General features: G+C 38.8%; 12 protein-coding genes. 8 read left to right on the forward strand and 4 right to left on the reverse strand.

The genetic code is table 11. The annotated features are described in order from the left end of the window. Nucleotides 1–46: 46 nt before the first annotated feature. Nucleotides 47–919, reverse strand: a complete 873-nt coding sequence (locus M1F26_RS04095) for an MBL fold metallo-hydrolase (protein ID WP_140172729.1) — start codon at nt 917–919, stop codon at nt 47–49. A 130-nt stretch (nt 920–1,049) separates the two neighbouring features. Between M1F26_RS04095 and M1F26_RS04100 the strand changes: the two genes are divergently transcribed. Then, nucleotides 1,050–1,970: a LysR family transcriptional regulator gene (locus M1F26_RS04100; protein ID WP_140172728.1), complete on the forward strand. Its 921-nt coding sequence runs from the start codon at nt 1,050–1,052 to the stop codon at nt 1,968–1,970. On the opposite strand, the gene M1F26_RS04105 is transcribed toward M1F26_RS04100, so the two are convergent. After that, on the reverse strand, nt 1,944–2,879 hold the full coding sequence (locus tag M1F26_RS04105) for a LysR family transcriptional regulator (RefSeq protein WP_140172727.1): 936 nt from the start codon (nt 2,877–2,879) through the stop codon (nt 1,944–1,946). The genes M1F26_RS04100 and M1F26_RS04105 overlap by 27 nt on opposite strands. 126 nt (nt 2,880–3,005) lie before the next feature. Between M1F26_RS04105 and lysA the strand changes: the two genes are divergently transcribed. The 4 genes from lysA (at nt 3,006) to M1F26_RS04125 (ending at nt 7,022) form a co-directional block, all read left to right on the forward strand. Further along, complete coding sequence (lysA, locus tag M1F26_RS04110) at nt 3,006–4,265, forward strand: diaminopimelate decarboxylase (protein WP_140172726.1); 1,260 nt, start codon at nt 3,006–3,008, stop codon at nt 4,263–4,265. A gap of 171 nt (nt 4,266–4,436) precedes the next feature. Beyond that, on the forward strand, nt 4,437–5,072 hold the full coding sequence (locus M1F26_RS04115; RefSeq protein ID WP_004264733.1) for a hypothetical protein: 636 nt from the start codon (nt 4,437–4,439) through the stop codon (nt 5,070–5,072). A 22-nt stretch (nt 5,073–5,094) separates the two neighbouring features. Beyond that, nucleotides 5,095–6,330: a hypothetical protein gene (locus M1F26_RS04120; RefSeq protein ID WP_140172725.1), complete on the forward strand. Its 1,236-nt coding sequence runs from the start codon at nt 5,095–5,097 to the stop codon at nt 6,328–6,330. Then, a complete protein-coding gene (locus M1F26_RS04125; RefSeq protein WP_140172724.1) occupies nt 6,327–7,022 on the forward strand; it encodes a hypothetical protein in 696 nt (231 codons plus the stop codon). Before M1F26_RS04120 ends, M1F26_RS04125 begins: the two co-directional genes overlap by 4 nt. A gap of 89 nt (nt 7,023–7,111) precedes the next feature. Here M1F26_RS04125 and fadE read toward each other — a convergent pair whose 3' ends face one another. Further along, nucleotides 7,112–9,577, reverse strand: a complete 2,466-nt coding sequence (gene fadE / locus M1F26_RS04130) for an acyl-CoA dehydrogenase FadE (protein WP_140172723.1) — start codon at nt 9,575–9,577, stop codon at nt 7,112–7,114. A 390-nt stretch (nt 9,578–9,967) separates the two neighbouring features. On the opposite strand from fadE, the gene lpcA reads away from it, so the two are divergent. Together lpcA and M1F26_RS04140 are read left to right on the forward strand one after the other, a co-directional pair. Further along, on the forward strand, nt 9,968–10,546 hold the full coding sequence (gene lpcA / locus M1F26_RS04135; protein ID WP_140172722.1) for a D-sedoheptulose 7-phosphate isomerase: 579 nt from the start codon (nt 9,968–9,970) through the stop codon (nt 10,544–10,546). Between the two features lie 27 nt (nt 10,547–10,573). Further along, nucleotides 10,574–11,341 carry a class II glutamine amidotransferase gene (locus M1F26_RS04140; protein WP_004264748.1) on the forward strand — a complete coding sequence of 256 codons (768 nt, stop codon included), beginning with the start codon at nt 10,574–10,576 and terminating at the stop codon, nt 11,339–11,341. Here M1F26_RS04140 and M1F26_RS04145 read toward each other — a convergent pair. Then, entirely contained in the window at nt 11,312–12,049 is a 738-nt protein-coding gene (locus tag M1F26_RS04145) for a L,D-transpeptidase family protein (protein ID WP_004264751.1), read from the reverse strand. The two genes, M1F26_RS04140 and M1F26_RS04145, sit on opposite strands and share 30 nt — an antisense overlap. Nucleotides 12,050–12,465: 416 nt before the next feature. Between M1F26_RS04145 and M1F26_RS04150 the strand changes: the two genes are divergently transcribed. Next, nucleotides 12,466–13,809 (forward strand): Na(+)-translocating NADH-quinone reductase subunit A, encoded by a 1,344-nt coding sequence (locus M1F26_RS04150; RefSeq protein WP_004264753.1) that lies wholly within the window; start codon nt 12,466–12,468, stop codon nt 13,807–13,809. Nucleotides 13,810–13,813: the final 4 nt, after the last annotated feature.

Here is a 13,813-nt window from a genome sequence, read left to right on the forward strand (position 1 = left end):
TACGGGACATACCGCGCAACTGGCTGAAATAGTGAATATTACTTAATTACTGAGGCCATTTCATTTCGCCTTTAATGACTTTTGCACTAAGTTCTAAGCTTGATTTATCATCTAATTGTGGATACTTCGCTGCAACTTTTTGGATGAGCTCACCTGAGTTTTTACTTGTTTTATATGCACTTTCAAAGTCCTGTAAATATTTTTGAGTGAAAGAAACCGTCGTTACATCTAATTTAGACGCCCCCGTAAAGTGGCCGGGAACAACGGTTGCTGGGTTCAGAGCTTTGATGTCTTTTAATGTTTGCAGCCAATTTTTGCGTGACTCTTCTGTTTGGGTATCCGCTACCCAAACATGAATATTGTCAGAAACAATAACGCCACCCACAACGGCTTTTAATGATGGAACCCAGAGATAAGTTCTATCTGGTGACACGCCATCAAGGCCTTTAATTTCAAGTCTTTCGCCATCAACGGTGAAGTAGTCTCCTTTAATAACTTCAGGGACGATAACATGAGTAGGCGCTTCATCTTTTAATACACCGCCCCAGTAAGCAAGTTTGCTATCTTTAGTGGCTTTAATGGCTTCAACAGTGTTTGCTGTTGCGATCACTTTAGCCTCTGGGAAGGCGTTTGTTAGGGTATCGAGCCCAAAATAGTAATCTGGGTCAGAATGGCTAATGTAAATCGTAGTTAATTTTTTATTGAGTTTTTTAATCTTATCAACCAATTGTTGTGCATCATTTTTTTGAAATTGTGCATCAATCAACACCACTTCACTTGAACCGCTAATTATTTCAGAGGAAACAGGGAACACGCTGTTATTTCCGGGGTTATAAACATCCAATGCCAGTTTTTCAGCTTGTGCTAGATTTATCGTTGTGGCGAATAATGCGGTTGCTGCTAATAAGGTCAATTTCATGTTTTATCCTAAAATGAAGTTATACAGAAAAGTTTGTTTTGCATGTCGTGTATACTAAATTGCAATGATGAGATGAAAAACCCCATAATTAGGTGTTGTTTGTTGCATAATTCGGTCAAATGAGAATGGTATGGATAGATTAAAAGCGGCTGAGGTATTTATTACTATCATTGAACAAGGCAGCCTAAGTGGAGCCGCAGAAAAACTGGATATGTCTAGAGCGATGGTGACACGCTATTTGTCAGAAATGGAACAATGGGCGGGGGTACGTTTATTAAATCGCACTACGCGGAAATTAAGTTTAACTTCCGCAGGAGAAGGTGTATATCAACAATCTTTGCAACTTAATGCGATTTCCCAAATGGTGCCTGTGCAGCAAGAGCTTGATGCAAAAGCATTATCTGGTTTAGTGCGTATTAGTTGTTCACAATCAATCGCCCAAAGTGCGCTTTCTGTGGCTATTTCTGAGTTTATGAAACTTTACCCGAATATGGCTATTGATATGCAAATATCGAATAAATCGGTTAATTTGATAGAAGAACGAATTGATTTGGCAATCCGTATCACGAATCAATTGGATCCGAGTTTAATCGCAAAACCCTTGTCAACTTGCCATTCTGTCATTTGTGCTTCACCTGACTTTTTAAAAGGAAAAAAACAGCCTGAAAAGCCAGAGGATTTAGTTTTGCTTGATTGTTTAACCTACAATTTTTTTGGTCGCAGCTTATGGGTATTTGAAAAAGCAGGCATTCAGCATAGTGTGTTAGTTGATGGGCGCTTAAGTGCTAACGAATCCGTATTTCTCGCTGAAGCAACATTGCAGGGGGCGGGTATCTCTATGCAACCTTATTATTCAGTTGCTAATCATTTGGCTTCGGGTGAGTTAGTTCAGTTATTACCTGAATATACTCCAATGCCACTAGGTATTTACGCTGTGTATACTAGCCGCCAAAAAATGCCAACCGCCCTGAGGGTGGTGATTGATTATCTCGCTAATTGGTTTGAAACTTCACCTCATTGGCACCTATTGATGCAACAGCGCGGAAGTTAGCTGAGTTTTTATTTGATTAAAGTTATCCACTAAATGTTGAGTAAAAATATTGGTCAATTGTGATGAAGGGCGGTGAATTGGCCTTATTAAACTAACAGTAAAAGGAATCGAAAAACTGAGTGGGCGTAGAGCTAACTTCCCAGCTGATTGTTGATGGAAATCTAATGCAGTTAACGGGTTAACAATAGAAACTCCAATCCCTTTTAGTGTCATAGCGCAAATGGATGATGCCGAATGCGTTTCCATGACCATTTTGCGTTCGACGTGGTGTTCCGCAAAGGTCGAGTCAATCAACTGACGGTAGCTGTCAGTTAATGACAGGCTAATAAAGCGTTGGCCTTGAAAATCGTTGGGTGTTAACACTTCTTTTTGGGTTAAAGGGTGGCTTGCCGGTAAGACACACACTTCATTTAAACTTCCTAGTGTTTGTTGTTCAGTTCCCGGTGGCATTTGTAGATGCTCTGTTAAGCCGAAATCGTAACGCTGGGCTGACAACCATTCCTCTAATACAGGGGACTCTTGTGGGATCACCGTGATGCTGACATCAGGGTAATTTTCCATAAACGATTGGCAAACCTGAGGTAATAAAGATTGGGCGAAAGCCGGTAGACAGGTTATCGATATTTGTGCATGTTCGAAGCGGCGGATGGTTTCCGCTGAATTTTTAATGCGCTCTAAGCCATAATAGGAGCGTTCAACCTCTTCAAGAAACCGTAAACCTTGTGCAGTAGGTTGTAACCGCCCTTTGACTCTATCGAATAACTTAAACTGCAAAAGGTATTCTAAGCGTGCAAGTTCACGGCTAATAGTGGGTTGTGAAGTGTTCAGCAGCGCGGCGGCTTCCGTCAGGTTGGGGGTGGTCATTACTGCACGGAATATTTCGATGTGCCGCCATGAAATGGCTTGCATAAAAAGTCCTTAAATAAAGTCTATATCAAATATGAATAGACTTTAGCAAAATAGATATTTTTTTTCCCGTATTATTCTTTGAATAATAGCTTTTAATATAATAAAAACTTGCAAACGAGAAAGACAATGACTTCATTCGCAACGACAACAAGCCAATATTTAACCCCTGAGTATTTACGTGTATTACCTGAGCAGTATGGTAGCCCTGTTTGGGTTTATGATAGCGCGGTGATCATTGAGCGTATCAAGCAATTACAAGTTTTTGATACCGTGCGCTTTGCACAAAAAGCGTGCTCGAATATTCATATCCTTCGCTTAATGAAACAACAAGGCGTTAAAGTCGATTCCGTTTCCTTAGGGGAGATTGAACGTGCGCTGGTGGCAGGGTTCCAGCCTGGGCGTGAAAACTCAGAAATCGTCTTTACAGCGGATGTGCTCGATAGAGCGACATTAGCGAAAGTCACTGAGTTAGATATCCCTGTGAATGCTGGCTCGATTGATATGCTTGAACAAATTGGCGAGCAAAAAGCTGGCCATCCTGTTTGGCTGCGTATCAACCCTGGTTTTGGTCACGGTCATAGCCAAAAAACTAATACTGGCGGCGAAAATAGTAAGCACGGTATTTGGCATGAAGACTTATCTTTAGCGTTAGAAAAAATTCGCCATTATAATTTGTCATTGGTTGGTATTCATATGCATATTGGTTCTGGGGTTGACTATCAACATCTTGCCGATGTGTGTGATTCTATGGTGGCGCTAGTCACAACCGCAGGGGTTGACCTTCATGCCATTTCAGCAGGTGGTGGGTTATCAACCCCTTATCGTGAAGGTGATGAATTAATCGATGTGCAGCATTATTACAGCTTATGGGATAACGCTCGCCAACGTATCGAACAACACTTAGGGCACAAAATTGAACTTGAAATAGAACCTGGCCGATATTTGGTTGCGGAATCAGGCGTATTGTTAGCTGAAGTGCGAGCCGTTAAAGATATGGGTAGCCGCCACTATGTGCTTGTAGACAGTGGTTTTAATGACCTAATGCGCCCAGCGATGTATGGCAGCTATCACCATATTTCAGTATTACCCACGGATGGACGTAACGTTGATGGGGCTCAACTAAAAGACACTATTGTCGCTGGCCCTCTGTGTGAATCAGGAGATGTATTTACCCAGTTAGAGGGCGGTTTAGTGGTAACCCGCGCTTTACCCGAGGTGAAAGTTGGCGATTTTCTGGTTTTTCATGACACTGGCGCTTATGGTGCATCCATGTCATCAAACTACAATAGCCGCCCATTATTACCCGAAGTGATGTTTGTGAATGGCAAACCACAATTGATTCGCCGTCGCCAAACGATAGAGGAATTATTGGCGTTGGAGTTGTAATTTAAATAATTCCTCAAAAAATTAATGGATCCAGCTATTAAATAAATGGCTGGATTTTTTTGTTTTTAATTAAGGTTAAAACTACTCTTTTAGGTTATTTACAATACTTTTTTATATGTAAAAATAAATTTATTTTCTTCTAATGATTGATTTTATTTAAATGAGAATAATATGAAATTGATGATTTTTATACTTGGCTTAGCCTTTTTAGAGTGTAAAGCTAATGATTTTAAAAGAGATATCATTATGCCATCATATAGGATGTTATCATTTAATTATGATAGTAAGTATTTAATATATGAACCATCTATTAGTGATGAGTACCCACCACCAAGAAATGAAAAAGATTTCTTTTTGTTAGTTGAAAAGGCTGCATCAGGAGATTCAAATAGTAATTTATTATTATTTAAATTATTCCTTAAGGATTCTAATTGCAAGTATTTTGATTTTAAACCGTCGATACCTAATTTCATCTGCAAAAAAGCTGTTAATTACTTAATTGAATCAGTTAATATAAATCCTGATAATAATATGGCGTTATTTGAAATGAGTAAACTTTATCATAAAGGGGTTGTATTGAATGAAAATGAAAATAAAGCAAATCTAATTCTAGATAAAATAATAAAAAAAGGAGGGAGAGATTCTGTATTAGTCTGTGATTACTTAGTTGAAATTACTCTTTTTGATGATGATGGAAATATAAAAAATATTGATAAATCTAGATATTATGCAGATATTGGTGCTAAAAATGGTAGCGAAAAATGTAAAAAATATCTCAATGATATAGATAACTATATGAGAAATTAATAGAGATAAAAGGGGGGGATGTATGGATGTTAAAGAATATATACCAGAACATTATTTACAAAGCGTAAATGAAGGTGATAGTCGATTGTTTGAATTAGATGATAATGGTTTCTCTAACTATGGAGGACCTAGCTTTACTATATTTGTTTCTCCGCCAGATAGCCAATATATAGATGTTGTAGGTGATAATACAAATATAGGGGATTCTTCTTTTGGTCATGTGTTTATTGGTCTTAAAGGCACAAATCCGGAAAGTAACCAATTTGAAAGCGTATCTATAGGTTTTAGTGCTGGTAATAGTTTTTTGACCAATACGGATAATATTTCATTCGATGATCATAATAAGTATTCAGAAGCATCATCTTTGACAATTGTGGGACAAGGACCTGTGTTTGATAATGATTTAAATAATTTATTTAAGACATATAATTCAATCAAAAATAATTTGGATGGTAATGAGAATTATAACTTGATATCAAATAATTGTATTGACTTCGTGAGTGATTTTCTTGAAAAGTCTGGTGTCAATGGTATTAAATTAGCAGGAACACCAAAGAAAAATTTAAAGAAAATAAAGGAAATAGCAAAGGACTATAAAACACCTTTAATTATTGACTTAAATAATAATGGAGTGGAAACTTTACCATATGATTTTGGTGTGCTATTTAAATTTAATGGAGAGCTAAAAAAAACCGGATGGGTTTCTCCCAGTGATGCATTATTGGTGATGGATAAAAATAGTGATGGAATTATTAATGATTCTAGTGAGTTATTTGGGGATGATTATCTGAAAGAAAATGGTTGTTTTGCATTAAATGGTTTTGATGGCTTAATGGATTTTGATAGCAATAATGATGGATTTGTTAGTAATGATGATTTTCACTGGGAATATCTTAAGTTATGGCGAGATAAAAACAGTGATGGTAAAACGCAGTCTGAAGAATTATTAGGTTTGAGTAAGGCCGGTATTTCATCAATAAGCTTAAGTTATTCATTTTCTGATTATGTGGATGAAAATAGTAATCAACATAAATTAATATCAGAGGTAACTTGGATTGATGGAAAAAAAACAGATATTGTTGATGTGTGGTTTAAACAAAAAGATATAGCTCATCCTGAAAATCAACTAGCAGAGTTGATTTCATTATTTAATAGTGAGTCATCTATAAGCTTAAATAATGTATTAATGACTACAATGAAAAATACACTACCATTTTTAAAATCAAATAACGATCGCGTATTTAATAGGTTAATATGAAATGGTTATTGGTTGTGCTAGTTTTTATTCTCAGTGGATATGATTCATATTCATACAGTGAAAATTTTTTACAAAGTAGTGACGTGAAACCTCCGTCGTATAGGATGCTTGCTTTTTCTACTAATAATATGAAGCATGAAGAAGAGAAAAATTTTTTTCAGTCCATGACACCAATTGAGACAGCAGAGAAATTTTATCTACTCAAAAATAAAGTAGATGAAGGTGACGCCAAAACCCATTATCTTTTATTTTTATTATATTTTGATGATTCGACCTGTTCTGAAAAAAGTCTAGTCAATTTAAAGCGAATTGCAGATGAAAATTGTTTAATTGGTTTAGAATATTTAAATAAAGCTGTAATGATTGATCCTAATTTCCAGCTGGGTTTATACCGATTAGCTTACTTTAATAATCACGGAGTTGGTGTGGAGATTGATTTGGAGCAGTCAATAAAATATTGGGAGAGGTTGATAGAAACTAAAGGTTATTACCGTCTATTAGCGTTAGAGGCTGCCTCTGAAATCTATTTTTACGAATTTGGAAAAATAGACAAAGCAAAAGAGTATCTAACAATTTGCGCAAATGAAGGTGGGGAGATTTGTCAATTTAAGCTAGGTGACTGGGATAATAAAATTAAATTACGACCTTATATATTAGAGGCTAAACAACGAGCAAACTCCCCGAGTACGTAGAAAATTGATGTATAATTTGCACTAATAAAAAACTCAAGGGGCGAATAACTCCTTGAGTTTTTTTATTACTTAATAAACTTAATAATTAATTAAGCCGCTTTCTTTTTCTTACTAGTTTCTTCATTTGAAGGTTCATCTGGTGACTTTTTTGTCGGAAGTACACCCAAATCATCAAACTCAAACTCATCGACGTTAATCGTCCGTAACCGGCTTGCTTCTGCTTTACGCAAGATATCAGCTTCTTCTTGCGTAATTACGTTTTCAGGAAGTAGTTGGTCAGCAAGCTTATCTAAGCGAGTAAAGCTGAGCTTACGCTCTTTTAAGCGGCAAATACGTTCGAAAATAGGTTCAGCGGCAATGATATCCAGCAAGGCTTGGTTAACTAAGCCATGAGGGTTGTTTTCCGTAGGTGTTAAATACTGCCCACGGCCCAATCTGTCGCGTGTTTCTGATGGCTCCATCAGAATTTGAGCCAGTTTATGGTCTAGTCGGTCTGATGGTGTCGACATCGCACGGCCAGTAGGGAACAGTGTGATGCGCATGATCCCGGCAACCAATTTGTTAGGGAAGTTTTTCAGGAGGTCATCCATCGCTTTTTCTGATTGATATAAACAATCTTCAACCGCCCATTTCACTAATGGTAAGTCTGCTTTCTGGCGACCTTCATCTTCATAACGTTTTAAGGTTGCAGATGCGAGATACAAGTGGCTTAAAATATCCCCTAAACGAGCAGAGATACGTTCACGGCGTTTCAAGCTACCGCCTAACACACCCATGGCAACATCGGATAGCAATGCTAAGTTGGCACTTTGGCGGTTTAGCATTTGATAGTAACGACGTGTTTCATCTTTGGTTGGTGCATGACTTCCACGGCCATTGGTTAAACCAAGCCAGAAGCTACGGAATTGGTTACTAACCACATGTCCAATATGCCCAAATACGGCTTTATCGAATTTATGTAAGTTATTGTCCTGCGCTGCGGCCATTTCTTCTAATACAAAAGGATGGCAACGGATAGCGCCTTGACCGAAGATGATCATACTGCGGGTTAGGATATTTGCCCCTTCAACTGTAATGGCGATAGGTGCGCCTTGATAGGCTCTGGCAACAAAGTTTGAATCCCCAAGACAGATTCCTTTACCACCCGTAATATCCATGGCATCAATAATGGCGCGCTGGCCACGGTGTGTACAATGGTATTTAACAATAGCAGACAGAACGGCAGGTTTCTCACCTAACATAATCCCAGAGGTAATGAGAGTTGCAGCTGCATCCATTAGATAAGTATTACCAGCAATACGTGCGAGAGGCTCTTCAATACCTTCCATTTTACCAATAGGTAATTTGAATTGACGGCGAATATAGGAATAAGCGCCCGTTGCCATTGCAATGCTTTTTAAGCTCCCCGTTGAATTGGATGGCAATGTAATGCCACGACCCACTGAAAGGCACTCAACCAACATTCTCCAACCTTGGCCAGCCATTTTTGGCCCACCAATAATGTAATCGATTGGAACAAAAATATCTTTTCCACGTGTAGGACCATTCATAAATGGAATATTTAGTGGGAAGTGGCGGTGACCAATTTCAACACCTGGGGTATTAGTTGGAATTAACGCACAGGTGATACCAAGGTTTTTCTCGCCACCTAAGAGTTTATCAGGGTCTGAAAGTTTGAATGCGAGACCTAGTACAGTGGCAATTGGTGCTAAGGTAATATAGCGTTTGTTCCATGTTAAACGCATTCCTAATACTTGCTCACCTTGCCATTCTCCCATACAAACGACACCTGAATCTGGGATTGCACCAGCATCTGAGCCTGCTTCAGGGCTCGTTAATGCAAAACATGGAATTTCTTCACCCGTCGCTAAGCCCGGTAAATAGCGTTGTTTTTGTTCGTCAGTCCCATAATGCTGTAGTAGTTCGCCAGGGCCTAATGAATTTGGAACACCAACAGTGATAGCAAGAATACCGGATACGCCAGCGAGTTTTTGTAGAACTTGAGACTGTGCATAAGCAGAAAACTCAAGGCCACCATATTCTTTTTTGATGATCATAGCGAAGAAACGGTGATCACGTAGGTATTGCCACACTTCAGGAGGAAGATCCGCAAGTTCATGGCTAACTTCGAAGTCATTGACCATACCACAAACAGTTTCAACAGGCCCATCCATAAAAGCTTGTTCTTCTGCGGTTAATTGTGGTTTTGGGTAGTTATGCAGTTTATTCCAATCTGGAGCTCCACGGAAAAGGTCACCTTCCCACCACGTTGTCCCAGCGTCAATGGCTTCTTTTTCTGTACTTGACATTGGCGGCATGACTTTTTGGAACATTTTCATCGCGCGAATAGAGAAAAGCGATTGACGTACGGGAGTGAAGACAAAAGGAAATAAAATCAAGGCAACTGGCAGTAATATCCAGTAGCTCCAAATATTGATGACCCCCATAACCGCGGTATAGGCCAATAATAATATTGAGCTAAAAACTAAAGAGGTTTTGTGGTAACAAAGTACGCCGATTAAGGCGAGAAATAACACAATGCTGAGAAGGATCATAGTTAAGCTCCTGTCCACTTGTAAGAGGTCTGACCTGTCTGTTGCTTTAATCTATACCCATTAATAAAGAATTAGCAATGTATTTACATCTTAATTACAACTTGGCTCACAAAAACGTCATATAAAGGAAACTATCGTAGTAATTCGTCTTATTTGTTTTATGAAAAGTCAGGTTATTGGTTATGAGATACGGTGAATTTTGTCGATAGGGTCATGACAGCACAATCAAAAGTAGAAACAAAATTATCCCTGTGCAACAATCTGACTATTAAAGATTAATTACTGATATCTATCTGAGTTTTGCCATGGAACGCCATTTTTCTTTTAGGATAATTTGGATGTAAATTAATCGTAATTTCTGTAACGTATTCTTAATTAAGAGGAAATCTCATGTATCAAGACTTAATCCGCGGCGAGCTGACTGAAGCGGCCGAGACGTTATCGAATTTCCTTAGCGATGATGCCAATATTAATGCTATCCAACAGGCTGCCGTTTTACTGGCTGACTCTTTTAAAACGGGTGGCAAAGTATTATCTTGTGGTAATGGGGGCTCTCACTGTGATGCAATGCATTTTGCTGAAGAATTAACAGGGCGTTACCGCGAAAACCGCCCAGGTTATCCTGCGATTGCTATTTCAGATGTGAGTCATTTATCTTGTGTGAGTAATGACTTCGGCTATGAGTATGTTTTTTCGCGCTTTATCGAAGCTGTTGGCATGAAAGGTGATGTTTTACTCGGAATTTCTACCTCAGGTAATTCAGGAAACATTATTAAAGCGATTGCCGCTGCGCGTGAAAAAGGTATGAAAGTCATCACGCTAACAGGGAAAGATGGCGGGAAAATGGCTGGAACCGCGGATATTGAAATTCGTGTTCCACACTTTGGGTATGCCGACCGTATCCAAGAAATTCATATTAAAGTTATTCATATCTTAATTCAGTTAATCGAAAAAGAGATGGTGAAATAACGTTATTATTGTTTCAGGAGCTTTTAAATGTGCGAGTTACTTGGCATGAGTGCCAATGTTCCAACCGATATTTCGTTTAGCCTAAGTGGGTTAATTTCCCGAGGGGGCCAAACAGGCCCACATAAAGATGGTTGGGGAATTACCTTTTATGAGGGGCTCGGGTGTCGCACATTTAAAGATCCTCAACCTAGTTTTTTATCACCTGTCGCTCGTTTTGTGCAGGAATACCCGATTAAATCAGAAAGTGTTGTTGCGCATATTCGCCAAGCAAATCGAGGGGATGTGTCGTTAGCAAATACTCACCCCTTTACTCGTGAGCTATGGGGACGTAATTGGACTTATGCGCATAATGGGCAGTTAAAGGGGTATCGTACACTGAAAACTGGACGTTATTGTCCAATAGGTGAAACTGATAGCGAATGGGCATTTTGTTGGATACTTCATCAACTCAGTGAAAAATACCCACGCAGGCCATCGAATTGGAAAAGCGTGTTCCGTTTTATTGCGACATTAGCTGACCAATTACGTCATAAAGGGGTATTTAATATGTTGCTGTCTGATGGGCAATATATGATGGCCTTTAGCTCGACGAATTTACATTGGTTAACGCGTAAGGCTCCGTTTGGTAAAGCAAAATTACTTGACCAAGATATTGAAATCGATTTTGAGCAGTGCACTACCCCCACTGATGTGGTCTCTGTTATCGCAACGCAACCACTAACGGGTAACGAAAACTGGCAGCGAATTGACCCAGGTAATTTCGTCTTATTCTATCTTGGTGAGCGCATATTGTGATTTAGACCCTAACAATTTTGTTGGGGTATCAGCTTGGTCAATAACCGCATATTTACCTAAAGCGACCGACACCTCGGCAGGCCTTCCTGTGCGGTTGAAATACTCGTAAGCGGGTTGTAGCTGCTTCCAGAAGGCATAATGGCTGGAATTACGGTAGCGCAGCATATTTTCATTTGTCATTTTAAATGGGTAAATGCTGACATTAATGACCGACTGTCCGCTGAGTAAGGCCGTTTCTACTGTTTGGTAAATCTCACCCATATATTTATCGGTCATGGCATAACATCCCACCGAAACGCAACTGCCGTGGATCATAAGATAGCTACCGCTATAGCCTTGCGCTTTATCAAACTCATTAGGAAAACCAATATTGATAGATCGGTAATACCGACTATTAGGATTGAGCTGTTCCGCTGTAATTTGATAAAATCCTTCTGGGCTTTTCAGGTCACCTTCAATTTTTTTTGGACCTAGCCCTCCTGAAAACTTACAAATTGGGTAAGTTTTCGACAGTTTATATTTTCCTGATGGTGTTTTTTGATAGAGTTCTAATAAACCTTCTTGCTTAAATATTTGAATAAAAATGGATGAGTTTGAGCTATCCGATACGTTATTATTAAGTAGAAATGAATAGTTACTCGCCTGAATAGCAGGAGAATATATGAGTACAAATAAAAAAATTGCACTAAAAAATTTACTTAATTTCATATCTAAGCCATATCAAGAAAATGTTATTGAATAAAAAGAGTACATATTTTATGCATTCTAGACGAGTAAATCGAAAATTAATATAGTTTGTTAATAGTTTTTAAATGAACCTTTATTGTGTAAATAATGAGCAATGATCGATAAATATGAGCTTAAATATCGATAATACCGAATTGTTAACAGAAAAATTTAAATATTAATGCAATTTGCTTGAACTATGTCACTTCTATAGCCGGACATAGAGAGTGGGAACTGATAAAATTGTGGGTGGCAGAAGATAAAATTTAGTAACAATTATGTGAGAATACCTGCTTAAGTGATGACGATTACTTGAGCTATTTTTTATTTAATGAGTCGCTATCATTCATTGCTGAATCGTTAGCTTAGGGTTTAACTGATAAACTTGTGCAGATCTTATGATTAAAATTAAAAAAGGCCTCAACCTTCCTATCGCAGGTGAGCCAGCCCAAGTGATAGAAGACGGCCCGAAAATTCAACACGTAGCTGTGCTAGGTGAGGAATATGTCGGAATGCGTCCTTCGATGCTGGTTAAAGAAGGTGAGCGTGTAGTTAAAGGACAGGTTCTTTTTGAAGATAAAAAGAACCCAGGGGTTTTATTTACAAGCCCAGCCTGCGGTAAAATTGTTGCTATTCATCGTGGTGAGCGTCGTGTGCTTCAATCTGTTGTCATCGAAATTGATGGTGATGAACAAGAAACATTTGCAGCTTATACTCGTGATGAGCTATCAACATTAACGCAACAACAAGTCGAAGATAACTTGATCAAATCGGGTCTGTGGACATCTTTAAGAACGCGTCCATTTAGCCGTTCACCACAACCGGGTTCTTCACCTATCGCTATTTTTGTCACTGCAATGGATACTAACCCACTTGCAGCGGATCCTGTTTTAATTATTAAAGAGCAAGAACAAGCATTTAACGATGGGCTTTTGGTTCTAAGTCGTTTAACAGAAGGTAAAATCCATGTGTGTCATGGAGAGGGAGACTTACCGAAGAATACGGCACACAACCAAATTTCTTATACTCAGTTTGCAGGGCCGCATCCTGCTGGTTTAGCGGGAACTCATATTCATTTCTTAGAACCTGTGAGTATTAAGAAAAAAGTTTGGAGCCTTAATTACCAAGACGTTATTGCTATTGGTAAGCTATTTGTTACGGGTCACCTATACACAGACCGCGTGATTTCATTAGCAGGGCCACAAGTTGAAAAACCTCGTCTTCTGCGTACTCGCCTAGGTGCTGATTTATATGAATTAACACAAGGTCAGCTTAAAGCGGGTGAAAATCGTATTATTTCCGGTTCAGTCCTTTGGGGCGTGACATGCGATGATACCCATCACTATCTTGGTCGTTTTCATAATCAAGTCTCAGTGTTAGCCGAAGGTCGCAATAAAGAGTTATTTGGCTGGATTATGCCTGGTGTTAATAAATTTACGATTACTCGTACCACAATCGGGCATTTCCTGAAAAATAAACGTTTTAATTTTACAACGACAATGAACGGTGGCGAGCGTTCGATGGTGCCAATTGGTAACTACGAGCGAGTCATGCCTCTTGATATCATGGTCACTCATTTATTGCGCGATCTCCTTGCTGGAGACACTGACTCATCACAAGAATTGGGCTGTTTAGAGTTGGACGAAGAAGATTTAGGTTTATGTACCTACGTTTGCCCAGCGAAATATGAATATGGTCCGGTGCTACGCGATGTTCTGACCAAGATTGAGCTAGAAGGGTGATTCC

The sequence above is a fragment of the Providencia sp. PROV048 genome (genome assembly GCF_033688165.1).
In the GTDB taxonomy this organism is placed as follows: Bacteria; Pseudomonadota; Gammaproteobacteria; order Enterobacterales; family Enterobacteriaceae; genus Providencia; species Providencia hangzhouensis.